General features: G+C 69.5%; 27 protein-coding genes. 9 read left to right on the top strand and 18 right to left on the bottom strand.

Annotated features, from left to right (window positions below; all coding sequences use genetic code 11):
* Positions 1–76: 76 nt before the first annotated feature.
* The 3 genes from LT972_RS01520 to LT972_RS01510 are packed head-to-tail and all read right to left on the bottom strand — an operon-like array spanning position 77 to position 3,104.
* Positions 77–1,597 (bottom strand): preprotein translocase subunit SecD, encoded by a 1,521-nt coding sequence (locus LT972_RS01520; RefSeq protein ID WP_232571432.1) that lies wholly within the window; start codon positions 1,595–1,597, stop codon positions 77–79.
* Positions 1,594–2,451 carry a protein translocase subunit SecF gene (gene secF, locus LT972_RS01515; protein ID WP_232571431.1) on the bottom strand — a complete coding sequence of 286 codons (858 nt, stop codon included), beginning with the start codon at positions 2,449–2,451 and terminating at the stop codon, positions 1,594–1,596. The genes LT972_RS01520 and secF overlap by 4 nt, the downstream gene beginning before the upstream one ends.
* 35 nt (positions 2,452–2,486) lie before the next feature.
* Positions 2,487–3,104 carry a metal-dependent hydrolase gene (locus LT972_RS01510; RefSeq protein WP_232571430.1) on the bottom strand — a complete coding sequence of 206 codons (618 nt, stop codon included), beginning with the start codon at positions 3,102–3,104 and terminating at the stop codon, positions 2,487–2,489.
* Positions 3,105–3,221: 117 nt separating this feature from the next.
* On the opposite strand from LT972_RS01510, the gene LT972_RS01505 reads away from it, so the two are divergent.
* Together LT972_RS01505 and LT972_RS01500 are read left to right on the top strand one after the other, a co-directional pair.
* Entirely contained in the window at positions 3,222–3,836 is a 615-nt protein-coding gene (locus LT972_RS01505) for a hypothetical protein (protein ID WP_232571429.1), read from the top strand.
* 41 nt (positions 3,837–3,877) lie between these two features.
* Positions 3,878–4,180, top strand: coding sequence for a hypothetical protein (locus LT972_RS01500; RefSeq protein ID WP_232571428.1), 303 nt, complete (start codon positions 3,878–3,880; stop codon positions 4,178–4,180).
* On the opposite strand, the gene LT972_RS01495 is transcribed toward LT972_RS01500, so the two are convergent.
* The 3 genes from LT972_RS01495 to LT972_RS01485 are packed head-to-tail and all read right to left on the bottom strand — an operon-like array spanning position 4,181 to position 5,668.
* Positions 4,181–4,648 carry a DUF5812 family protein gene (locus LT972_RS01495; protein WP_232571427.1) on the bottom strand — a complete coding sequence of 156 codons (468 nt, stop codon included), beginning with the start codon at positions 4,646–4,648 and terminating at the stop codon, positions 4,181–4,183. It lies immediately after the preceding gene.
* 9 nt (positions 4,649–4,657) lie between these two features.
* Positions 4,658–5,224: a hypothetical protein gene (locus LT972_RS01490; RefSeq protein ID WP_232571426.1), complete on the bottom strand. Its 567-nt coding sequence runs from the start codon at positions 5,222–5,224 to the stop codon at positions 4,658–4,660.
* Positions 5,225–5,275: 51 nt separating this feature from the next.
* Positions 5,276–5,668, bottom strand: coding sequence for a hypothetical protein (locus LT972_RS01485; protein WP_232571425.1), 393 nt, complete (start codon positions 5,666–5,668; stop codon positions 5,276–5,278).
* Between the two features lie 84 nt (positions 5,669–5,752).
* On the opposite strand from LT972_RS01485, the gene LT972_RS01480 reads away from it, so the two are divergent.
* From LT972_RS01480 to LT972_RS01470, 3 genes are read left to right on the top strand one after another with little or no spacing between them, the layout of a single operon-like run.
* A complete protein-coding gene (locus LT972_RS01480; RefSeq protein ID WP_232571424.1) occupies positions 5,753–7,048 on the top strand; it encodes a glucose-6-phosphate isomerase in 1,296 nt (431 codons plus the stop codon).
* Between the two features lie 25 nt (positions 7,049–7,073).
* Positions 7,074–8,108, top strand: a complete 1,035-nt coding sequence (locus LT972_RS01475; protein ID WP_232571423.1) for a CPBP family intramembrane glutamic endopeptidase — start codon at positions 7,074–7,076, stop codon at positions 8,106–8,108.
* A gap of 56 nt (positions 8,109–8,164) precedes the next feature.
* Positions 8,165–8,299, top strand: a complete 135-nt coding sequence (locus tag LT972_RS01470) for a ribbon-helix-helix protein, CopG family (protein WP_232571422.1) — start codon at positions 8,165–8,167, stop codon at positions 8,297–8,299.
* On the opposite strand, the gene LT972_RS01465 is transcribed toward LT972_RS01470, so the two are convergent.
* The gene (locus LT972_RS01465; RefSeq protein ID WP_232571421.1) at positions 8,296–8,754 is read right to left on the bottom strand and encodes an NOB1 family endonuclease; all 459 of its coding nucleotides are present in this window, start codon (positions 8,752–8,754) and stop codon (positions 8,296–8,298) included. The two genes, LT972_RS01470 and LT972_RS01465, sit on opposite strands and share 4 nt — an antisense overlap.
* Positions 8,754–8,996: a PRC-barrel domain-containing protein gene (locus LT972_RS01460; protein ID WP_232571420.1), complete on the bottom strand. Its 243-nt coding sequence runs from the start codon at positions 8,994–8,996 to the stop codon at positions 8,754–8,756. Before LT972_RS01460 ends, LT972_RS01465 begins: the two co-directional genes overlap by 1 nt.
* A gap of 115 nt (positions 8,997–9,111) precedes the next feature.
* On the opposite strand from LT972_RS01460, the gene LT972_RS01455 reads away from it, so the two are divergent.
* Both LT972_RS01455 and infB read left to right on the top strand, forming a co-directional pair.
* On the top strand, positions 9,112–9,591 hold the full coding sequence (locus LT972_RS01455) for a plastocyanin/azurin family copper-binding protein (RefSeq protein WP_232571419.1): 480 nt from the start codon (positions 9,112–9,114) through the stop codon (positions 9,589–9,591).
* A gap of 77 nt (positions 9,592–9,668) precedes the next feature.
* Positions 9,669–11,465, top strand: coding sequence for a translation initiation factor IF-2 (gene infB, locus LT972_RS01450; protein WP_232571418.1), 1,797 nt, complete (start codon positions 9,669–9,671; stop codon positions 11,463–11,465).
* A 75-nt stretch (positions 11,466–11,540) separates the two neighbouring features.
* On the opposite strand, the gene LT972_RS01445 is transcribed toward infB, so the two are convergent.
* From LT972_RS01445 to pepF, 4 genes are all read right to left on the bottom strand, one after another.
* Positions 11,541–11,912 carry a DUF5811 family protein gene (locus tag LT972_RS01445; RefSeq protein WP_232571417.1) on the bottom strand — a complete coding sequence of 124 codons (372 nt, stop codon included), beginning with the start codon at positions 11,910–11,912 and terminating at the stop codon, positions 11,541–11,543.
* A 57-nt stretch (positions 11,913–11,969) separates the two neighbouring features.
* On the bottom strand, positions 11,970–12,443 hold the full coding sequence (locus tag LT972_RS01440; protein WP_232571416.1) for a pyruvoyl-dependent arginine decarboxylase: 474 nt from the start codon (positions 12,441–12,443) through the stop codon (positions 11,970–11,972).
* A 35-nt stretch (positions 12,444–12,478) separates the two neighbouring features.
* Positions 12,479–13,714, bottom strand: a complete 1,236-nt coding sequence (gene pan2, locus LT972_RS01435; protein ID WP_232571415.1) for a proteasome-activating nucleotidase Pan2 — start codon at positions 13,712–13,714, stop codon at positions 12,479–12,481.
* 89 nt (positions 13,715–13,803) lie between these two features.
* The gene (gene pepF / locus LT972_RS01430; RefSeq protein WP_232571414.1) at positions 13,804–15,594 is read right to left on the bottom strand and encodes an oligoendopeptidase F; all 1,791 of its coding nucleotides are present in this window, start codon (positions 15,592–15,594) and stop codon (positions 13,804–13,806) included.
* A gap of 102 nt (positions 15,595–15,696) precedes the next feature.
* Between pepF and LT972_RS01425 the strand changes: the two genes are divergently transcribed.
* Positions 15,697–17,013, top strand: a complete 1,317-nt coding sequence (locus LT972_RS01425; protein WP_232571413.1) for a M28 family peptidase — start codon at positions 15,697–15,699, stop codon at positions 17,011–17,013.
* Here LT972_RS01425 and truA read toward each other — a convergent pair.
* From truA to LT972_RS01395, 6 genes are all read right to left on the bottom strand, one after another.
* Entirely contained in the window at positions 17,010–17,801 is a 792-nt protein-coding gene (gene truA / locus LT972_RS01420) for a tRNA pseudouridine(38-40) synthase TruA (RefSeq protein WP_232571412.1), read from the bottom strand. The two genes, LT972_RS01425 and truA, sit on opposite strands and share 4 nt — an antisense overlap.
* A 4-nt stretch (positions 17,802–17,805) precedes the next feature.
* Positions 17,806–19,104 carry a histidine--tRNA ligase gene (gene hisS, locus LT972_RS01415; RefSeq protein ID WP_232571411.1) on the bottom strand — a complete coding sequence of 433 codons (1,299 nt, stop codon included), beginning with the start codon at positions 19,102–19,104 and terminating at the stop codon, positions 17,806–17,808.
* Positions 19,105–19,567: 463 nt separating this feature from the next.
* The gene (locus tag LT972_RS01410) at positions 19,568–20,440 is read right to left on the bottom strand and encodes a DMT family transporter (RefSeq protein WP_232571410.1); all 873 of its coding nucleotides are present in this window, start codon (positions 20,438–20,440) and stop codon (positions 19,568–19,570) included.
* Positions 20,441–20,491: 51 nt separating this feature from the next.
* Complete coding sequence (locus tag LT972_RS01405; RefSeq protein ID WP_232571409.1) at positions 20,492–21,085, bottom strand: DUF7411 family protein; 594 nt, start codon at positions 21,083–21,085, stop codon at positions 20,492–20,494.
* Positions 21,086–21,442, bottom strand: a complete 357-nt coding sequence (locus LT972_RS01400) for a DNA-binding protein (RefSeq protein ID WP_232571408.1) — start codon at positions 21,440–21,442, stop codon at positions 21,086–21,088.
* 156 nt (positions 21,443–21,598) lie between these two features.
* On the bottom strand, positions 21,599–22,054 hold the full coding sequence (locus tag LT972_RS01395; protein WP_232571407.1) for a 30S ribosomal protein S19e: 456 nt from the start codon (positions 22,052–22,054) through the stop codon (positions 21,599–21,601).
* A gap of 129 nt (positions 22,055–22,183) precedes the next feature.
* Here LT972_RS01395 and thiL point away from each other — a divergent pair, with 129 nt between their 5' ends.
* Positions 22,184–23,044, top strand: a complete 861-nt coding sequence (gene thiL, locus LT972_RS01390; protein WP_232571406.1) for a thiamine-phosphate kinase — start codon at positions 22,184–22,186, stop codon at positions 23,042–23,044.
* Positions 23,045–23,047 lie beyond the last annotated feature (3 nt).

The raw sequence follows: 23,047 nt of genomic DNA, 5'->3' as shown, positions 1-23,047 counted from the left end.
AAACCGACGCGTACGTCGGCGTAACCGGTCGCTTCACGGCCACGAAAACGACGAAAACGAGACGGCAGGCAGTCAGTCAGTGGTCCTGGGTCAGGAGGCGCCGGAGGATGTCACCGTACGCCGGGCGCGTGATGAGCACACCGACGAGCACGCCGAGGATGGTGACGACGGCGAAGCCCCAGAGGTCGCTGAGGCTGAGCACCGCCAGCGGCGACATCGCGATGATGGTCGTCGCGGCGGCCGCGCCAATGGTCCACAACGCCTTCCGGAAGCGACTCTGGAAGACGCGACTGGAGGACACCTCCTCGGTCATCACCTCGTCGGCGATGATGACGAGGTCGTCCACCCCCGTCCCGATGACCGCGATGAACCCGGCGATGTGCGAGAGGTCGAGTGCCAGCCCGGACACCGCCGCGAATCCGAGCAGGATGACCACCTCCGAGAGCGCCGTGAACACCATCGGCACCGCGACCTTCGCGTCGCCGTACCGCAGGAACACGACGAGCGAGACGGCGAGCGCGGCGGCGATGCCCGTCACGAGCGAGAGCGGCTTGTACCGCTCGGCGAAACTCGGGGAGACGTAGTAGGAGTTCTCGAAGGACAACTCGGCGGGGAGCGCGCCGGCGCGGAGGTTGACCTGCAGTTCGCGGGCCTCCTCCATCGTACTCGCCTCGATGACGAACGTCCCGGAGCGCGCGAAGTCGCCGTTCTCCATGTCCCGCGCGAGGCCGTCACCGAGACTGGAGTCGTAGACGACCTCGCCGTCCACGGTCGTCAGCAGGCAGTAGCCGCCGTTGGGCCACTGGCAGTTCCCGACGCCCTCCTGCGTGAAGCCGTACTGGCGCATGTCGGCCGCGAACTGCTCGGCGCCCTCGTCGGTCAGTTCGACCGGAACGATGGGGACGCCGCGGGAGTCAGTCTGGGCCTGACTGATGGTGTCGAGGTCCTGTTTCGTGATGACCGTCGTGTTCGTCTGGCTGCCGTTCTCGGGGTAGTACGCCCACATCTCGACCTCGCCGCGGCCCTCGATGAGGTCTTTGACCTGCGAGGCGTTCCGGCCCGGCACCTCGATGACGACGTAGCGGTCACTCGTCCCGCGCGGGTTCGCCGTGTAGACCGACGTCCCGGAGAACCCGGTGGCGTCGACCTTGCTCTCGATGGTGGTGACGATGGTGTCCCGCGTCGTCTCGGTGACGCCCGTGCGGACGTTGTCGGGTTCGTAGCCGAGGTCGGTGAGCGCGGCCTCCACCTCGCTCGTGGAGGCGTTCGAGTACACTTCCACCACGTCGGTCCCTTCGCGGGCGCGGACGCTGTCGCGTTCGAGCCCCAGCGCCGACGAGACGTTCGCCTCGATGGCGTCCTCGTTGGCTTGGGTCACGTCGACGCCCTCGGCGGTGACGCCGACGACGGACGCCCGCAGGCGGACGCCACCAGAGAGTTCGAGACCGTACTGGAGGTTCGTCGGGGAGGACGCCTCGTTCCCGCCGCCGCTGTCGCCCGCGCTCGCGCCGATACCGGGCGCGAACAGCGCGACCGAACTCGCGAGCAGGAGGACGACGAGGAAGCCGACCCGCCAGTTCTCGCGGAACCAGCTCATCGTTTCACCCCCTCGAACTTGTACCAGCGAAGCAGTGTGACGTTCAACATGTACGTGTTCATCAGGTCAGTCGCGAGGCCGAGGACGAGCACGATGGCGATGGACGTGAGCAGTTGGATGCCGAAGAAGTAGGAGACGGCGGCCATCACGGTCATCGCGGAGATGGAGGTCAACGTCATCGTGACACCGGTGCGCATCGCGCGGTGGACGCTCTCCCAGAAGCCGCCGGAGCGCCGGAGGACGTGGTTGTTCAGGAGGATGTCGGAGTCGACGCTGTAACCGATGAGCATCAGGAGGGCGGCGACGGTGCCCAGCGAGAGTTGGATGCCGAAGAGGTTCATCAGCGCGACGGGCACGACGATGTCGCTGAACGCCGAGAGGACCACGGCGATACTCGGCACGAACGACCGGAACAGGAGGAAGACGACGATGCTCATGCCGACGAAGCCGCCCACGACGCCGAGTACGGCGAGTTGCTGGGTGGAGCCGCCGAACGTCGCGGACGTGGTCTGTGACTGCACGATTGTGATGTCGGCGTCGGCGTCGTCGCGGACGTCGGGCACGTTCTCGGACTGGAAGGTGACGATGTACGTGCCGCCGCCGGTACCGACACTGCGAATCGAAGACGGGTCGGAGACGAACGCGTCGGCGACGGCCGACTGGGACGCACTCGAGTCGACGACAGCCTCCGAACCGCCTGTGAACTCGATGCCGAGAGCGACCGGCGACCCCGTGAGGGCGAACGTCGCGCCGATGACGGCGAGCGCGACGACCAGCACCGCCAGCGGGGGGGCGACGAGTTCCCGCATGGAGTACTGGCTGAGGTCGACCTCCGGGACCTCGAATTTGGGCATGGGTGCCGGTCGGGAGCGCGCGAGGATAAGGCTTCTTATACCTGTTCGCCGGCGTTCGAGAACCGGTCAGGGACGCGCCGACGGACGCCCTCGGGGACGACGGCGACCAGTCGCGTGGCGACCGTCGGGAGGTACTTGCGGACGGCGGCGTACCCCGCGGAGACGGCGAGCGCGGCGGCGACGACGCGGTGAGTCGGCGGCCCGAGCGCGAGCGCGGCGGGGACGCCGAGGACGGCGGCGACGGCGACGTCCTCGGGCGCGCCGTCGTACCGGACGAGACGCCGGGGACGAATCCAGCGCCCGTGGAAGTGGCTGTAGACGGCGCGTTCGCTGGTGGCGCGCCACGGTTCGAGTTCGAGGCCGCCGCCGAGCGCGTCGCCGGCGGCGTGGAGCGCGGCGGCGGCGAGGAAGACGGCGGCGCCGACGGTCAGCGCGCTCGGGGAGACGACGGCGAGCGCAGCGGCGAGCGCGGCGGCGACGCCGTAGTAGACGGGGAAGTGGAGGGTGCGGCGGTGTCCTGCGTAGAGGTCGAGGTCGGGGAAGACGCCGCCGGCGAGCCCCGCCGCGGCGATGGTCGGCGCGTGTTCGGGTGCGACAGGTGCGACAAGCGCCGCGAGCGCGAGGCCCGCGAGCGCGTGCGTCGTCGCCATCATGGATGAGGGGGTAGGCCGCGGGCCTATTTCAGTTTGTCGTCGCCTATGGGACAGAATTCCGCCCCGGCGGCCGGGACGCCGCGGCGGATTTACGAGGCTGCCGCGTCAACGACACGTATGGACGAGTCGGTGTCCCGGAACCTCGTGCGCGCCCTCCAGGCCGGCATCGCGGCGACGCTCGTCTTCGGCCTCGCCACGCAGAACGTGAGCGTCGTCGTCAACGCCGCGCTCGGCCTCCTCGTCACGTTCGTGCCGGCGGTCGTCAGGCGCGACTTCAGCCTCCGGCTCTCGCCCGGCGTGTCGGTGTGGGTCGGGGCCGCCGTCTTCCTCCACACCGTCGGGATGACCGGGCCCTACCACACGGTCTGGTGGTACGACCACCTCACGCACGCGTTCTCCGCGGCGCTCGTCGCCGCCGCCGGGTACACGACGGCGCGCGCGCTGGACTACCACCGCGAGGACCTCTACTTCCCGCGACCGTTCCTCGCGGTGTTCATCCTGCTCGTGACGATGGCGTTCGGCGTGCTCTGGGAGGTCGTGGAGTTCGTCGGACGGGAGGCGGCGTTCGCCACGAACCTCGACCCCGTGCTCGTGCAGTACGGCATCGACGACACGCTCCTCGACTTGGTGTTCGACGCCGTCGGCGCGGTGCTGGTGGCGACCGTCGGTGCGCGCCACCTGCGGCCCGACGTGGCGGCGCTCACGGCGTGGCTGGACAGCGCCGACGACTAACCGGCGGCAGACCTATCCAGTTCTCGCGCGTACCTCCGGGTATGACCGAACGCGTCACGCTCTCGTTCCCGGCGGACGTGAGCGACTGGGGTCGCGACCAACTCACGACGAACCACATGAAGGCGTACCTCCGGAAGACGAAGGGGCCGGCCCGCGAGGGCGACGTGTGGGACGTGTTCCTCGACGTCGGCTGTTGTGGCGACAGCCCGGACGTGCCGCTGCGCGTCGAAGCAGTGGAGGGAGACGGCGAACTCACCGAGGAGACCGAAATCGAGTTCGTCGAGCGGGAGGCCTGCGGCGTGCAGTCCGGCTGGGAGGTCCAGAGCGAGGCCGGGCCGTCGTAGTCAGGGGAGATACCGGACGCTCAGGAAGTCCTCGCCGTACCGAATCTCGACGCGAGCGATGCCGATGCGGGCGGCGCGAGCGACGGTCGCGGAGTCCTCGCGCACGTCGTCGACCGCGTCCTCGACGCCGTCGGCGGGCACCGCGAGCACGTGGACTTCGCCGACGCCGGCGCGCTCCGTCGTCGCGAGGTCGCCTTCCGGCAGGTCCTCGGCCATCTCGACGGCCTGCGGGGTCGGCGACTCGTCGCTCACTTCGACCGGAATCTCCTTGCGCTCCTCGACCTCGACGACGCTGTACGTGACGCCCATCGGCGGGTCCGGCGACACGGTCGCCTCCAGCACGTCGCCCTTCTCGACGCCGGGGTTCTCGGAGAGCGTGTGTACCTGTGCGTCCGACACGTCGGAGAGAATCGCGGAGCCGTCGCCGGCCTCCGTCACGAGGAACGTGGCGGTCTTCTCGTCGGTCATCGCCGCCGCCTACGCTCGCTCGCTGTTTCCGTGTTTCGACCCGAAGCGGCGGTGGGCGGCGTAGACGGCGACCGCGCCGACCAGCGGGACGACCGGCGACGCCACCGCGGGCAGTTCGTAGAGGAGTTCGACGACCGGCGCGAACAGCCCGGAGGGCGGCGGGCGGGCGACGACCTCGCCGTTCGTCTCGAACGTCGGCGGCATCGACGCCACGACGCCGAGGTACACCGACAGCACGAACAGGTAGCCCGCCGCCGCGAGGCCGGGGTCGTAGCGCTCGCCGACCGGCGTCTCGCGGCGGTGGCGGCGCGCCACCAACAGCACGGGCGCGACCAGCGGGATGAAGACGAACAGCCCCACGACGACGTAGAACGTCCGGGAGAGCGTCAGCGACCCGCCGCGCGCGCCCGCCGTGTTCCCGATGAGCACGAACAGCGCGCCCGCCATCAGGAACGCGAACAGCGCGCCGAGGACGCCGCTGACGACGACGTAACTCCGGAACAGCCGGGAGTCGGACTGCCGGAACGCGTACGGGAACGCCGTGAGCAGCCCCGAGTAACTGTCGAACCGTCCCATCGTCGGAGACTCGGCGCGCACGGAGCAAAAGCGCGGCGACTCGCTTCCGGGTCACGCCCGCCAGCCCGCGACGCCACCGGCGGCGAGGGCCTGGGCTGGAACGAAGGCGACGACGGCGAGGAAGACGCCCGCGGAGAGGCTCTCGACAGGAAGGGAGGGGACGAGTGCGAGGTCGCGCGCGAGCAGGACGACGGCGGCGAATCCGAGAATCACGAAGCCGCGCCCGCGGAAGCCGATGGCGTCGAACCACGCGCCGGCGCGTTCGCCGAGCGCGGACCGCGCGAGCGGGCCGAGCGCGAGGAGTGTCGCGGCGAACGCGAGGCCTGCGGCCGGCAGAGAGAGCGCTTCGACGCGCCGGAGCGTCGCGACGAGGAGCCACGCCGAGAGCACGCCCGCCGCCACGTCCATCCACGTCGCCGGTCGGTCGGGGAGCAGTCGCGTCACGGGCGAGTGTGCGTCCGGCGACGCCAAGAGTCTGTCCGCGGGAGACCAACCACGCTTAAGCGCTCGCGCGTCCCGGTCGTTGGCATGTACGTAGACGTGGGGAACGCGCTCGCTTCGGCCGCGAATCCGGGCGTCCCCGAGGACGCCCTCGAACGCTTAGACGACCGCGTGGCCGACGCGCACGACCGCATCGCCGCCGGGATGGACGCCGACGAGTTCGGGTACGCCGCGCTCAATCTCCCCGAGACCGCCGACGCCGACGCAATCGAGGCGGCGGTCGAACCGTTCGCGGACAGCGAGACGCTGCTGACGGTGGGCATCGGCGGGAGCGCGCTCGGCGCCGCGACGCTCACCGAGGCCGTCGGCGGCGACATCGACGCCCACGTCCTCGACAACGTCGACCCCGAACACGTCGAGGACCTGCTCGCGGACGTCGACCTCTCGGAGACCGCGGTCCACGTCGTCTCGCGGTCGGGGACGACGGCTGAGACGCTCGCGAACTTCCTCGTCGTGCGCGAGGCGATGGCCGAGGCGGGCGTCGACTGGACCGACCGCACGTTCGTCACGACCGGTCCCGAGGGGAACCTCCGGGACCTCGCGGACGAACACGACCTGCCCGCGCTCGACGTGCCCGAGGGCGTCCCCGGGCGCTTCTCCGCCCTCTCGACCGTCGCGCTCCCCGCCGCCGCGCTCGCCGGCGCGGACGTCCACGAGATTCTCGCCGGCGGCCGCGACGGCATGGACGCACTCGCCGGGTCGCTGTTCGACTGCCCCGCGTACGCCTACGGCGCGACGGCGTACGCCCTCGACGTGCGCGGCGCCGGCGTGAACGCGATGATGCCGTACGCCGAGGGGTTGGAGACGTTCGCCGAGTGGTTCGCGCAACTGTGGGCCGAGAGCCTCGGCAAGGACGGCCTCGGGCAGACGCCCGCCCGCGCGCTCGGCGCGACCGACCAGCACAGCCAACTCCAACTCTACCGCGCCGGCCCCCGCGACAAACTCGTGACGCTCGTCCGCCCCCGCGAGCGCGCCGACCGCGGGATTCCCGACAGCGACCTCGACGGCCTCGACTACCTCGCCGGGAACACGCTCGGCGGCCTGCTCGACGCCGAGTTCGAGGCGACCGAAGCCAGCCTCGCGGAGTCCGGCGTCCCGAGCGTTCGCGTCGAGATTCCCCGCCTCGACGAGCGCGCGCTCGGCCGTCTCCTCTTCGACTTCGAGGCCGCCTGCGTGCTCGCCGGCGAACTGTACGGCGTCGAGACGTTCACGCAGCCCGCCGTCGAGTGGGGGAAAGACGCCGCACGCGGCCTGCTCCGGGGCGACGAGGCGCTCCCCGAGAAGACCGAACTCGGCGTCGGCGACGCGAACGACAGCACCTAAGCCCGCTCGCCCCTCATCCCCGGGCGTGAACGACCGGTACGCGCAGACCGTCGGCTTCGTCGTCGCGGGCGTCGGCCTCGCCGCCGCGTTCCTCGACTGGACGCCCGCGCCAGCGCTCGCCGCGCAGGCCGCGGGCGGGTTCGCGGGCGCCGCGCTCCTCGCGTTCGCGGCGCGCCGCCACGGCTCCGGGCCGGCGTGGCTCGACTACGCCGCGACCGCCGCCAGCGCCGGCCTCGCGCTCGCCGCGGCCGCCGGCATTCTCGACGTCTCCGGCGCACTTTCGGCCGGCCCGCTCGTCGCGCTGTTCGCCGGACTCGGCGCCGTCGCGGCGGGCGCCGCCGCCGTCGCTGGCGTCGAGAAATCGGGGGTGAGAGCGCGCGAGCGACGCACGGTCGTCGCAGTCGTCGCGTCGCTCGCGGCGCTCGTGTTCGGCGGCCTGCTCGCCAGCGTCGCCGTCGCGTTCCTCCCCGAGGACCCGCTCGTCACCGTGCCAGTGAACACCGCCGTCGCGAGCGCCGGCTACGGCATCGCGGGCGTCGCGTTCGTGCAGTGGTTCGACGGGGGCATCGACGTCAGCAAGCCCGGACGGCGCGACGTGGCGGTCGCGGGCGTCGGCGTCGTCGCCATCTTCGCGTTGCACCTCGCGATGAACGCCGTCGTCACCGTGTTCTCGCTCCCGCAGAGCACCCACGGCCTCGTCGAGACGGCGAAAGCCCACCCCGGCATCCTCCCGCCGCTCGCCGTCGTCTCGCTTTTGTTCATCGGGCCGGGCGAGGAACTGCTCGCGCGAAACGGCGTCCAGAAGTACCTCTACGGGTCGTACTCGCGGTACGCCGCGGTCGCCGCCGCGTCGCTCGTGTTCACGGGGAGTCACGTGCTCGCGTACACCGCGACGGGCGTGCCGCCGGGCGCCGTGCTCGTCACGCTCTCCCGCGTGTTCGTCGTCTCGCTGGTGCTCGGCGTCACCTACGAACGCACCGACGACCTGTTCGCGCCGGTCGTCGTCCACGGCGTCTACGACGCCGTCCAGTTCATGCTCGCGTACGCCGCGTTCTCGTGAGCGTCTGACGCGGGGCTGACTAAGTATTACGTCCCCGGTCCGCGAATGGAAGGGGTATGCCCCAGAAGTACTCCGTCGTCTGCGAGGACTCGCTGGCGGCGGACATCGACGAGTTGGCCCGCGAGTACGGGCTCTCGGAGCAGGAGGTCCTGCGACAACTCATCGAGAACGGGCTGGAGTGCGTGGACTAACGGGGGTTCTTCCGCGACAGGTCGCTGCCACAGACCGGGCACCGGGGTTTCGACTCGTCGAACTCCCGGCCACAGCCCGCACACTGGAAGCGCCAGTCTCGGCGCTCCGAGATGCCGTCCTGCGCGATGACTTCGACGTCGACGCCGAGTTCGTCGGCGACGTTCTGCATCGCGTAGTCGTCGGTGACGAGCGTCCCGCCGAGTTCGCGGGCGGCCGCCAGCAGGCGGCGGTCCGTCTCGGACAGTTCGCGGTCGTCGCCCGTGCGCTCGGCGGCGTACCGGACCGCCCGCAGCGACTCGTTGCCGGGGACGTGGACCTGCATGCCGCCGCCGGACGCCGCGTCGAACCGGAACGCCGCGGAGTCGGTGAGTTCCTCGCGGACCTCGGGCACCGACGCCGTCGGGCCGTCGGCGTCGTAGTCGTGGATGAACGCCGACGAGTCGAGGACGCGCACTATCGCTGGACGACGATGTAGTCCTTCACGGCCTGCACGCGGTTGACCGGGACGCGATACCGGCCGTTCTCGTCGGTGGGGAAGTCGATTGCGACCGTCGACTCCTCGTGTTGCTCCACGAGGAGGTCCTGGAGTTTCCCGGACTTCAGGTCCATCGTGATGTTGTACAGCATCCCGAGTTCCGTGCCGTCGGACCCCATCACGGCCTTCCCGGAGAGGTTCTCGGCGAGGATGTCGGCCATACCCGGTGTGACTCTCGGGATTCACATAAACCCCGCGGGGTCGTCGGACGGGCGCGTGACGAACTCCGGTGGGATTTGGGAGAATCCTCTTGTGAGGGCTCGCCCACCTCGAACTATGCATCGACGCGCACTGCTCGCCGCCGGCGCGACCGGACTCGCCGCCGCACTCGCCGGGTGTGCTGGCGACGGCGCGGACGACGAGGCGACCACGGCGACGGAAACGACGACGACGGCCGAATCGACCACCACGGCATCGACGACGGAGCCGACGACGACAACGGTGGGCTCCGGCGGCGACGAAACCGAGACGACGGTCGTCACCGTCGCACCGGGCGGTGACTTCGAGTTCGCGCCACGGACGGTCACCGTCGACGCCGGGGCGACCGTTCGCTGGGAGTGGGACGGCGGCGGTCACAACGTCCGACCGGCGGGCCAACCGGCGGACGCCGACTGGACGGGGACGGCGGGCGACGACGGCGAGACGTACGGGAGCGAACACGTCTACGAGCACACGTTCGACGTTCCGGGGCAGTACGACTACTACTGTGCGCCCCACCGTTCTATCGGGATGCGGGGCACCGTCGTCGTGGAGTAGTCGCGGCGTGACGATGGAATTAAACCACGTGGCCCGCTCTGTTCGGGTAACAACCGTTCTCTCGGAGGATTACATCTATGCCCGACGAATCCGAATCCCCCGGGGACCTCCGCACGCCAATCGTGGCGGTTCTCGGTCACGTCGACCACGGGAAGACCAGCCTACTCGACGAAATCCGCGGCTCCGCGGTCATCGACGGCGAAGCCGGCGCCATCACCCAGCACATCGGCGCGACCGCCGTGCCCCTGGACGTGGTGTCCGAAGTCGCCGGAAGCCTCGTCGACCCCACGGAGTTCGACCTGCCCGGCCTGCTGTTCATCGACACGCCCGGCCACCACTCCTTCTCGACGCTCCGGTCGCGGGGCGGCGCGCTCGCCGACATCGCCGTCCTCGTCGTGGACGTCAACGACGGCTTCCAGCCCCAGACCGAGGAGGCCATCCGCATCCTGAAGGACACCGGGACGCCGTTCGTCGTCGCCGCGAACAAAGTCGACACCATCCCCGGCTGGAACCCCACGGAGAATGCGCCCATCAAGCAGACCTACGAGGCCCAGACCGACCGCGTGCGCTCTCAACTCGACGAGAAACTGTACGAACTCATCGGCGAACTCTCTGGCGCGGGGTTCTCCTCTGACCTCTACTGGCGCGTGCAGGACTTCCAGGCGAACATCGGCGTCATCCCCGTGTCGGCGATGACCGGCGAGGGCGTCCCCGACCTGCTCACCGTGTTGATGGGGCTCGCCCAGCGCTACATGAAATCGGAGATGGAGGTGAACATCGACGGGCCGGGCGCCGGCACCGTCCTCGAAGTCAAAGACGAGCAGGGCTTCGGGAAGACCCTCGACGTGATTCTGTACGACGGCACCGTCCGCAAGGGCGACACCATCGTCGTCGGCGCGAAGAACCAACCCATCGTCACGGAGGTTCGGGCGCTCCTGAAACCGCGCGAACTCGCGGAGATTCGCACCGAGAAGCGCTTCGAGGACGTGCCCGAGATGCAGGCCGCCGCCGGCCTGAAAATCGCGGCGCCCGACCTCGACGACGCGATGGCGGGCGCGCCGGTGCGCGTCGTCGGCGACCGCGACGTGGCGACGGTCGTCGAGGAGGTCGAGGCCGAACTCGCGGAGGTCGCCGTCGAGACGGCCGAGGAGGGCGTCGTCGTGAAGGCCGACACGCTCGGCAGCCTCGAAGCGCTCGCGAACGCGATGCAGGAAGCCGAGATTCCCGTGATGTCCGCGGAAGTCGGGGACATCGCGCCCCGGGACGTGGCGATGGCGACGACCGCCGACGACGACAAACACCGCACCATCCTCGGGTTCAACGTCGACGTGCTCGCGGACGCCGAGCGCAAGGCCGACGAGGAGAACGTCCGCCTGTTCGACAGCGACGTCATCTACCAACTCGTCGAGGACTACGAGACGTTCGTGGAGGAACGCGAGCGCGAACAACAGCAAGCCATCTTCGAGAACATCGTGCGCCCGGCGCGCTTCCGCATCCTCAAGGACCACGTGTTCCGGCAGAACGACCCCGCAGTCGTCGGCGTGGAGGTCGTCTCCGGCACCCTCAAGCGCAACACGCCGGTCGGCCTCGTGGAGGGCAACGACCTCGACCGCGTCGGCGTCGTCAAAGGGATTCAAGACCAGGGCGAGGACGTGGACGAGGCCCGCGCGGGCAACCGCGTCAGCGTCTCCATCGACGGCCCGACGGTCGGCCGCGACATCGAGGAGGGCGACGAGCTCTGGGTCGACCTCCCCGAGAAACACGCGAAAGTCCTCGAACAGGAACTCTCCGACGAGATTCCCGCCGACGAGCGCGAGGCACTGAAAGCGTACCTCGAAATCATGCGGAAACGCGACCCCTTCTGGGGGAAGTGACCGTCACGGACGAACGACGGCGTACGACGTCTTCCTCACGCCGCTAACCACGGCAACCGGCTACGAACGAAAGAACTAGCGCGCCGTCTTCGGCACGTCGTCGCCGAGCGCGTGCTTGACTTGGAGCGCTGCGCTCGCCGCGAGGCCGCGAGCGACCTCCTCGCGGTCCTCGGAGGGGATGAGGTCGTCGTCGGAGACGTCCTCGAACTCCGGGGAAAACCCGGCGCTCACGGGACTGCCGACCGGCGGCCGGACGGCGACCGTGACCTGCACGCCCGCGGTCGACGACGAGATTTCGGAGCCGACGACGTACTCGTCCGGGAGGAAGTCCCGAGTCCGCGCCGCGATCTGGTTGATGCTGTGCTTGAGCGCGCGGCGCTGTGTCCCGGTGAGTTCCGGTTCCGGGTCCGACGGTTCCGACCCACTGTACGGCGAGTTCCCGTGCATGCCCAGCCGATTAGTGGCCACCACGTAAAGGCCTTACACTGTGGGAAGCGCTCGCACTCAGAGAATCGACTCGCTGTCGCCGTAGGCGGCGACCACCACGGCGGCGGCGTACTCGCCGGGGTCGGCGTCGGCGCTCGCGGTACGAACCGACACGTCCGCGGGCGTCCAGTCGCGAAGGTCCATCCCGGCGTCGATGCCGGCGCGCACGCGCGCCTCGACGTCCTCGGCCGCCGTCTCGTCGGCGACCTCGTAGAACAGGCCCGGACCGGCGTCGCTTTTCCCCCACGCCAGCGCCGCGCTCACGCGAGAGGGGCCGGCGGCGTTCGCGTGCGCCTGCACGACGGTCAAGCGATTGCCGGCCGGCCCCAGGTCGGGTGCGGTGCCGACCGCCTCGACGTCGGCGTCCGCGGGAATCACCGACGAGACGGAGACGAGGTTGTAGTTGTGGAGGTTCGCGGCCGCGAGCGCGGCGTCGTACGCCGACATCTCGGTCGGGCCGGTGCCGGTTCCCCACGCCACTCGAATGGTCATACCCGGAGTAGCCCGCTCACCGAAAAGAGCCTTCGCTATTGGATGTAACTCGGGTAACTCGCGCCGAACTCCTCGTCGTCGCCCTCCGCGACGAGTTTCTCGTAGGCGTCGTCGAAGTCCTCGCGCCGGACCTCGCGGCGGTCGTCCCGAATCGCGAACATCCCCGCCTCAGTCGTGAGGCTCGCCAACTGCGCGCCCGAGAAGCCGTCCGTGTCCCGCGCGAGGTCCGTGAAGTCCACGCTCTCCGCGACGTTCATCTCGGCGGCGTGGATTTCGAGGATGCGCTCGCGGGCCTCCTCGACCGGGTTCGGCACCTCGATGAGGCGGTCGAAGCGGCCCGGGCGGAGAATCGCGGAGTCCAGCATGTCGAAGCGGTTGGTGGCGGCGATGATGCGCACGTCGCCGCGCTCGTCGAAGCCGTCCATCTCCGAGAGCAACTGCATCATCGTACGCTGAACCTCGGCGTCACCCGACGTCTTCGAGTCCGTGCGCTTCGCGGCGACGGCGTCGATTTCGTCGATGAAGATGATGGCTGGCTCCTTCTGGTCGGCGAGTTCGAAGAGGTCCCGGACCAGCCGGGAGCCCTCGCCGATGAACTTCCGCACCAACTCGGAGCCGGCCATTTTGATGAAGGTGGCGTCGGTCTGGTTCGCGACCGCCTTCGCGAGCATCGTCTTCCCGGTGCCCGGCGGCCCGTGGAGCAACACGCCGCTCGGCGGTTCGACGCCCACCGCGTCGAACTTCTCGGGGTTGACGAGCGGGTCCTCGACGGCCTCCCGGACCTCACGGAGTTGCTCGTCGAGGCCGCCGATGTCGTCGTACTCGACGGTCGGCGACTCGTCGACCTCCATCGCCTGCGCGCGGGCGTCCGTCTCGTCGCTGAGCACGCGCTGGACGCTGAAGGAGTCGTTGATGGCGACGCGGTCGCCGACCTCCAGTTTCTCGGCGAGGCGCGGCGACAGTTCGGTCAGCACTTCCTGGTTGTTGCCGTGTTGCTTGATGACCGCGTTGCCGTCCTCGGGCAGGTCTTCGACCGTCGCGAGGTAGAGCGACGCCGTCTTCAGCGTCTCGTTCTCCCGCTGGAGGCGGTTGACCTCCTCGCGGAGTTCCTCCCGACGCGACTCGACTTCGTCGAGTTGGTCCTGGAGTTGTTCGTGGACTTCGAGAATCTCCCCGTAGTGGTCGTGGAGCGCGTCGAGGTGTTCCTCCGGCGTCGACTCGGGGTCGACATCGAGCGTCGGCCGGTCCGGCAGTGAGGGACTACGCGACATTCGTTGCCCGTCCTAGGGCCCGGGCGTAGAAGTTCCTTTGGGTAGGCTGAACGCCTACCGACTGGCGCGTTTCAGACGCGCTGGCCGCCTCAGACGAGGTCTTCGGCCTCGCCGAGGTAGTCGTCGTAGACGGAGAGCGCGCGCTCGATGGGCTCGCTCGTGGACATGTCCACGCCGGCGTGCCGGAGCAGCTCCAGCGGGTACTCGCTGGAGCCGCGCTCGAGGAACTCCAGGTAGCGGTCGGCGGCCGGCTGACCCTCTTCGAGGATGTCCTGCACGAGCGCGACGGCCGCGGAGATGCCCGTGGAGTACTGGAACACGTAGAAGTTGTAGTAGAAGTGCGGGATGCGCATCCACTCGCGGGTGATGTGCTCGTCCACGTCGGCGGGCTCGTAGTACGCGCGCTTGCGCTCGCCGTACACCTCGTCGATGCGGTCGGGCGTCAGCGCCTCGCCCTCCTCGGTGAGTTCGTGGAGGCGCTGTTCGACGTCCGCGAACAGCGTCTGCCGGTAGAGCGTCGACCGGAACCGCTCGAGGTACTCGTTGAGGATGTGGCGGCGGAAGTGCTCGTCTTCGACGGTGTCCAGCAGGTGGTTGACGAGCAGCGCCTCGTTGACCGTCGACGCCACCTCGGCCACGAAGATTTCGTACTGCGAGTAGACGTAGGGCTGCTCGTCGCTCGTGTACTGGCTGTGGAGGCTGTGCCCGAGTTCGTGGGCCAGCGTGAACATCGAGGAGATGTCGTCCTGGTAGTTCATCAGGATGAACGGCTGGGTGTCGTACGTGCCCCCGGAGTACGCGCCCGAGCGCTTCCCGCGGTTCTCGTAGACGTCCACCCAGTTCGATTCGAGGCCTTCGCGGACGCGGTCCTGGTAGTCCTCGCCGAGCGGCGCGACGGCCTCGACGACGTGTTCTTTGGCCTCGTCGTAGGTGACCTCCGGGCTCTCGGAGTCGACGATGGGCATGTAGAGGTCCCACATCTTCAGTTCGTCCACGCCGAGGGCCTCGCGCTTGAGGTCGGCGTGCCGGTGGAGCTTGTCGAGGTTGTCGTCGACCGTGTCCACGAGGTTGTCGTAGACGTCCGTCGGGATGTTCGAGCCGTCGAGGGCGGCCTCGCGGGCGGTGTCGTAGTTCCGCGCCTCCGCGAGTTTCACGTCCTTTTTCATCTGGCTCTTCATCGTCGACCCGATGGTGTTCCGGACGTCGCCGATGGTCTCGTAGAACTCCTCGTGGACGGTCTCGCGGAACTCGCGGTCCTGGTGTTTGAGGAGTTTCGTGAGGTTCGCCTGCGAGATTTCGACGGCGTCGCCGTCCGGCTTCTCGACGGTCGGGAACTCGAGGTCGGCGTCCGTGAGCATGTTGTAGGCGTCACTCGGCGCGCCGAACACCTCGCTCAGGTCGCTCAGGAGTTCCTCGACCTCCGCGGAGCGCGTGTGGGGCTTCATCCGGAGGACGTCGTCGAAGTAGTGCTCGTACTCCTCGAGGCCCTCGGTGGACTCGACCATCGACTGGAGTTCCTCGCGCGTGCAGTCCTGCAGTTCGGGGTCGAAGTAGGAGGTCGCACTCGACACGTCGGCCATCAGGCTCGCGCCGCGAGCGCGGAGCGCCTGGTATTCCTGGTCGCGCGTGTCCTCGTCGGAGCGCATCCGGGCGTACGACGACACCTTCTCGGCCTGCCGGTAGATGTCGTCGCGGAGTTCGAGGGCTTCGAGGAGGGTGTCGCCGTCCTCGGTCAGCCGGCCCTCGTAGGCTTCGAGGTCGTCGAGTTTCGACTGGAGGTCGTCGAAGGCCGCCTCCCAGTCCTCGTCGGTGGCGTAGATGGACTCCAAGTCCCACTTGTAGTCGTCGTCCAGGTCGTCTCGTTCGGGGACGCTGCTCATACCCGATTGCTCCGCGGCGGGTCGGTTAAACGTTGGCAAACGGCGTCGCGCTTGCCGACGACCGCCCGCGAAATTAACTGTCCGCCGCGCGTACCGCGAGCCATGACCGACGACGAAGCGCTCGCGCTGGGGCGGGCGTGGACCGACGAGACGCCGTGGGACGTGCTCACCGCGCTCACCGAACTCGACGACCGCTTCGCCGGCCACGACGGCGAGCGACGGGCCGCCGAAATCGCCGCCGACGCCTTCGCGGACGCCGGCGCTCGGGACGCCACCGTCGAATCCTTCGACCTCCCGGTGTGGACGCGGGGCGACTGCTCGCTGCGCGTCACGGCGCCGACGGAGCGCGCGTTCGAGGCGATTTCGCTCCCCTACGCGCCGAGTGCCGAGATAGCAGGACGGCTCGTGGACGTGGGCTACGGCACCGAGGACGACTTCGAGGACGCGGACGTGGAAGATACCGTGGCACTCGCGTCCACGGACAGTCCGCCGGGCGGCCGCCTCGTCCACCGGATGGAGAAGTACGGTCGGGCAGTCGACCACGGCGCCGCCGGGTTCGTCTTCTACAACCACAAGGACGGCCAACTGCCCCCGACGGGCTCGCTGCGCTTCGGGCGCGAGGGCGAGATTCCGGCCGTCGGCGTCTCCACCGAGACGGGCGACTGGCTCTGCGAGTACGCCGACCGCGACGGTGCGGTCGAACTCGCGGTGGACGCCGACACGGCGCCGGGCGAGGGAGCCAACGCCCACGCCATCCTCGGCCCGAACACCGACGAGGAGGTCGTCGTGCTCGCGCACCACGACGCCCACGACATCGCCGAGGGCGCGCTCGACAACGGGTGTGGCGTCGCCACCGTGGTCGCCGCGACGCGCGTCCTCGCGGACCTCGACCTCGACTGCCGGGTCAGAGTCGCGACGGTCGGTGCCGAAGAAGTCGGCCTGCAGGGCTCGCACGCGCTCGCAGAAACGCTCGACCCCGAGTCGGTGCGCGCAGTCGTGAACGTCGACGGCGCGGGCCGCTACCGGACGATGCGCGCGTTCACCCACGGCATCCCCGAGTTCGGCGACGCGCTGGATGCCGTGAGCGAGCGCACCGGCCACCCAATCGAAGTCGAGGAGACGGTCCACCCGTACAGCGACCACTGGCCGTTCCTGCGCGCCGGCGCGCCAGCCGTCCAATTGCACAGCGTCACGCCCGAACGCGGCCGCGGCTGGGGCCACACGCACGCCGACACCCGCGACAAGGCCGACTCGCGAGTGATTCGCGAGCACGGGATGCTCGCCGCGCTCCTCGTCCGGCGGCTCACCCGCGAGTCCGTGCCCCGACCCGACCAGTCCGCGCTCCGCGAGCGCCTCCTCGACCGCGAGATGCGTCCGGGCATGGAGGCCGCGGACGTGTGGCCCGCGGACTGGGATTAGAGGTCGGCGAGGTCGCCGGCGACGCGAGCGCCCGCCAGCCGGTCGTCCCGTAGCGCTCGGAACGTCCGCCGCGCGCGCTCGGCGGCGTCCTCGTCCACTTCGAAGTCGAGGTCGTAGCCCACGTCGTGGAGCACGAGCGGCTGGGGATTCGCCGGCTGGACGCCCGCGTTGCCCTGAATCGGCTCCTCGGAGAACACGCGGTCGATGCGGTCGAAGTCGCCCGAGTCGGTGACTTCCTGTGCGAGCGAGACGACCCGGCGCACGAGTTCCCGAGAGAAACCGCTCGCGCGAACCGTGACGACGAGGAAGTCGCCGTCGCGTGCCACGTCGACAGCGAGGTCCCGGACGGTGTGGTCGTCGTCGGGCGTGAGGTTGTGGAAGTCGTGTTCGCCAGCGAGCGCCGCCAACGCCCGGCGTGCCCGGGTGTCGTCGGCCTCCGAGGCGAGCCAGTAGTACCGGTACTCCCGGTACTCGGCGTCGTGGGTCGCGTGGAAGTCCGCGGGCGCGTCGGCGGCCGCCCACGCCTGAATCGGGTCCGGGAGTTCGCCGTTCAGCGCGTACGGCGTCAGCCACTCCGGGGCGTCGAGCGCGATGGTCTGCGCGCGCGCCGAGACGCCCGCGTCGGTCCGACCCGCCGCCGCGTAGCCGGGTGGCTTCTCACCAGAAAAGGCGTCGAGGCGCCGGAGCGCGCCGAACAGTTCGCCTTCCACGGTCGTCACGTCCGGCTGGCGCTGGAACCCGTAGTACGGCCGGCCGTCGTAGGCGATTCGGAACGCGCGGCGGGGCATCCGCTTACTGGTAATCTTCGAGTGTCGGGCGGTCGCGGTCGCCGGGGAAGTCCTCGAACGGCGCAGTCGTCTGGTCGCCGCTCTCCATGTCCTTGACCGTGACCTCGCCGTTCGCGAGGTCCTGCTCGCCGACGATGACGACGGTTTCGGCGCCGATGCCGTCGGCGTAGTTCATCTGCGCGCCGAAACTCCGCCCGGAGACGTCCGTCTCCACGACGTTCCCGCGGTCGCGGAGCGCGGTGGCGACCTCGGCCGCCTCGGCCTCCGTGTCGCCGACCTGCAGAACGTAGTAGTCCGCGGTGAACTCGCCCTCGGGGAGGACGCCGGCGCGTTCGAGCAGGAGATTCAGGGGCGCGTGGCCGGGCGCGACGCCGACCGCGGGCGTCGGCTGGCCGCCGAACTCCTCGATGAGGTCGTCGTACCGCCCGCCGCCGAACACCGAGCGCCCGACCTCGCCGGTGGAGTCGAAGCACTCGAAGACGACGCCGGTGTAGTAGTCGAGCCCTCGGGCGGTCGTCAGGGACACGTCGCAGTACTCGCGCACGCCGAGGTTCTCGGCGGCGGCGAGGACGTTCCGCAGGTTCGAGACGGCGTCGTCGACGCGCTCGGTGCCCGCGAATTCAGTGAGTGCGTCGAGGTCGTCGCCCGCGAGCAGGTCGTCGAAGCGCTCGGCCTGGTCGTAGGAGAGGCCCGCCGCCGCGAGGCCGTCGAGGTACTCCGCGCGCTCGATTTTCTCGCGCTTGTCCACGGTGCGAATCGCTTCTTCGACGTCCACGTCGGCGTCGAACGCCTCCAGCAGGCCGCCGAGGATGTCCCGGTGCGAGACGCGGAACTCGAAGTCCTCGCTCGTCAGGCCGAGTTCGGTGAGGCCGTCGGCCGCCACCGCCAGTACCTCCGCGTCGGCGCGCGGGTCGCTCGACCCGAAGATGTCCACGTTCGTCTGGTAGAACTCCCGGAACCGCCCCTGCTGGGGCTCCTCGTAGCGCCAGAACGCCCGCGTCGAGTACCACTTGATGGGCTTCGAGAGTTCCTGCTGTTTGGCCACCACCATCCGCGCGACGGTCGGCGTCAGTTCGGGCGTCAGCGCCACATCACGGCCGCCCTTGTCGGTAAAGGAGTACAGTTCATCGACGATTCCCTCGCCGGACTTGTCCACGTACATCTGCGTAGACTCCAGCGCGGGCGTGCCAATCTCCCGAAAGCCGTACCGGGCGGCCGCGCCCTCCAGCGCGTCCATCGCCACCCGACGCGGCCCCATCTCGTCGGGGTAGAAGTCGCGAAATCCCTTGAGTCGGTCGTACATGGAGCGTGCTACTCGCGTCTCGCGCTTCAATGCTTCCGTTCCGTGTTTCGTGTCGGGGGAGTCCAGCTGTTGGTTCTGTGCTTGGAGACGCCGTGTCCTCGAAAGCCCCGTCCGGCTACGCTCGCGCGGCTCGCTGTGCGCTTCACTCGCTTCGCTCGTTCCAGTGCTTGCGTCGCCGTGCTTCGCGTACCCGGCCGCCCCTTTCGAATTCCCACCCCACACGGCTACCGGATGGCTACCGAGCGCGCTGCTACCGACTGGTCAGCCGGCAGGGCAGGAATCCGAAAGGGGCGGCGCGCTCGCGTTCACGTGGTCGTCTCACGAAGCAAGCACTGCAGCGACCGCCGGGAGCGAAGCGCACAGCGAGTGAGCGACCGCGAGCGCGCCGGGGCTTTCGAGGACGCGTCGCCACGAACCACGCGAGAGCGTACAGACGAAACGAGGGCAACACAACCGAACAGAATCAAATCGCAATCAGTCCGACGCCCACGACCGCCAGCACAGCAGCCCCGAGTCGCCGACGCAGTCCGGGTTCGTCCAGGAGGACACAGCCCATCAGCACGGCGACGATGGCCTGCGCGTTCACGAGCGTCGAGACGATGCTGGCGGGGGCGCTGGCGAACGCGAGCGCGGTGACGTGTTCGCCGACGGCGACGCCGGACCCCGCGAGCACGAACTTCGGGAGATGGGGCCGGACGCCCTCGCTCGGCCACCGGCGGAGCGCGAGCGGGAGGACGGCGATTGCGACGCCGCCGAGGAACGTCGGCACCCAGACCTTCGTCGGGAACGTGAAGCCGTCGAGGACGAGGCGGCGGCCCACGTCGCTGACGGCGTACAGCATCGCCGAGACGACCGCCAACTGCGCGGGGCGGGCGTGGACGGCGCGCCGGAGCGGCGCGAGCAGGTGGCCGCCCTCGTAGTTCGCGAGGTAGACCGCGGTGGTGGCGACGCCGATGCCGACGACGGCGGTCGGGTCGAGGCTGGCGCCGAGGCCGAGCACCTCGATGGGAACGACGAACACGGGCACGATTTTCGCGATTGGCGCGACGTAGGACACGTCGCCGACGGCGAGCGCGCGCACCGACAGCAGGAATCCCGCGCCGCCGATGACGATGGTGCCCGCGAGGACCGCGAGGGCCGCGGTGTCGAGCGTGGGGAACGCCGGCATCCCGTCGCCGGTGCCGACCGCGTACGGGAGGTACCACGCGATGGCGGCGGCGTTCACGAACACCGTGAGGACGGCGCCGTGGATGCCCGCGAAGTAGCGTTTCAGCGCGAACAGGTAAGTGCCCCAGATGCCGGCCGCGACGAGCGCGTAGACGAGCCCCGACTCCATTCACGCGAACGGAGCGGGCGCCCGGAGAAGAGTAATTCGATTGCGGCGAACTCAGTCCCGGAGACCGTGGACGTACGTCTGGTCGTGGTCCGGGAACACCTCGCGGATGGCGTCCTCGCCGTACTCCTCGGCGAGGACGGCGCGCAGTTCGGCCTCGTAGTCGGCGCGCGGAATCTCCTCGCTCGGCCCGACCTCCACGTCGAGTTCGGCGTCCACGAGGCGGTCGACCGCGCCACGACCGAACCCCGACAGCGGCGAGAGGTAGTCCACCTCGTGGCGGTCTTCGAGGCTCTGGGCTTGCGCCCGCGACACCGTGGGAACGCGGTCGTCGCGGCGCGTGCCGTCGGCGATGGCGTCGAACCCGAGGTCGGCGACCGCCTCCAGCGCGTGCTCGTGGACGTGCTGGATGCCGTTGCGCGGGTAGCCGTCCTCGCGCATCGCCTCCACGGCGTCCGTCGCCACGTCGCGGTCGAGTTCCAGCGCCTCGAACTCGAAGTCCGTCGCGGCCGCGGCGTCACGCGCGTGTTCCCACTCGTCGGTGACGCCGAAGTGCGCCGTGACGAGCGTGATGTCGTAGAAGCGCTCGAGGACGAGCGCCGCGAGCGTGGAGTCCTTCCCGCCGCTGTAGAGGAGTCCTAACTCCATCTATCGGCGGCTGATGTTGAAGCTCTTGGAGTCCGGCTTGAGTTCCTTGAGGAGTTCTTTCATCTGCTCCTCGTCGATGCGGTCCTGCAGGCGCCCGGACTGCGCGAGCGCGACGACCTGCTGTTCGACCTTCTCCGCGAACTGCGGCTTGCTCATCTTGATGGTGTTCAGGCGCTTGCGCGCGCCGTCGGTCAGGTGCTGCTTGAGCAGGGCCTGTTTCTGCTGTTCGGCCTGCTGTTGGGCCTGTTGCTGGGCTTCCTGCTGGGCGTCGCCGCCGCCCTGCTGTTGCTGTTTCAGCTCTTCCATCTTCTGCTGGCGCAGCTCGTCGAGCCGTTCGTCGTCTGGGTTCCCACTCATGTTGCTCGGTAGTTGGCCGCGAATCCCGTTAATTGTTGCGCACCCAGGCAATGTCGCGGGAGCACGCGACGCCCGAAGCCGGCGGAGCGCGCCCGAGACGGCGGCGCCGCTGCCCGAGTGGAAGACGGCTCGCTCTCTCGAACGAGCGAAGAAGCGTTACGCGTAGCGCTCGAGTTCCGGACGGTCGAGGTTCTCGATGACGTCGTTGGCGGTGTCGTCGAGGAGGCTGCGACCCTCGCCCGTGACGACGCGACCGCGGTCGTGTTGCTTCTCCACGAGGTCCTCGTCTTCGAGTTGCTGGAGGATGGTACGGACGATGTTCCGCGAGCCGTTCGTGGAGTCCGACGGCGAGACGACGTAGCGGTTGGAGCCGTCGCGGGTGTCGCCGTACGCCGAGGAGAGTCGCTTCACGCCGATGGGGCCGTCGACCGCGACCTTACGCAGGAGGCTCGCGGCGCGGCGCGCCCAGAAGTCCTCCTGCTCGGGGGGGAGTTCGCGGCCGACGCTGGTCTTCGCGAACTGCGCCCAGTCCGGTTCGTCGAGTCGCTCTTCGAGTTCCGCGGCGAGCTCGTCGAGGAGCTCGTCCGTGGGGGCGTCGTAGAGGGTTGCCATTGGGCGGAATTCTCGTCGGATTCGTTTAAAGCCATCGTTAGCCGGCCGAGCGACCGGGCGGCGAGCGGCCCCAGACCCGCCGCGTCCGGCATCCGCGGTCTTTTGAGGAGGGACAGCGAAGGCGGTGGCATGGACGAACGGGCGGCGCTGTCTCTCGTCGGCGGGCTCGTGTCGAGCGCGGGCGACGACGCCGCAGTCGTGGACGGCACGGTGGTCACCATCGACATGCTCCACGAGGCGACGGACTTCCCCGGCGGGACGACGCGGTACACGGCCGGCTGGCGGGCGGTCGGTGCGAGCCTCTCGGACGTGGCGGCGATGGGCGCGTCGGCGTCGGCGGCGGTCGCGGTGTACGGCGCGCCCGACTTCGACGAGGACGAACTGACGGGGTTCGTGGACGGCGCGAGCGAGGTCTGCGAGCGCGTGGACGCGGAGTACGTCGGCGGCGACCTCGACGGCCACGACGAGTTCACGGTCGCGACGGCAGCCATCGGCGACGTGGACGAGCGCATCGGGCGGGACGGCGCGAGTCCGGGCGAGCGCGTGGTCGTGACCGGGACGCTCGGACGGAGCGCGGCCGCCCTCCGACTGTTCGAGGCCGGCGAAATCGAGCGCGCGAACGACCTGTTCCGATTCGACCCGCGGGTGGCGGCGGGGCGCGCGCTCGGCGAGCACGCGACCGCGATGATGGACTCCAGCGACGGGCTCGCGCGCTCGCTCCACCAACTCGCGGAGGCCAGCGACTGCGGGTTCGAAATCGAGGCCGGCGCCGTCCCCGTCGCCGACGAACTCCGGGGGCTCGCGGACGACCCGCTGGACGAGGCCATCTCGTTCGGCGAGGACTTCGAACTCGTGGCGACGGTGCCCGCGGACGCCGTGAGCGGGGTCGAAGCCGCCTGCGACGTGCCCGTGTCGGTCGTCGGCGAAGTCACCGAGTCGGGCGTCTCGATGGACGGCGACGAGCTCGCGGACCGCGGCTGGACACACTGATTC

Source organism: Halobacterium litoreum (assembly GCF_021233415.1).
In the GTDB taxonomy this organism is placed as follows: domain Archaea; phylum Halobacteriota; class Halobacteria; order Halobacteriales; family Halobacteriaceae; genus Halobacterium; species Halobacterium litoreum.
Note: the sequence above shows the minus strand (reverse complement) of the source record. Positions and strands in the feature narration are given on the sequence as shown.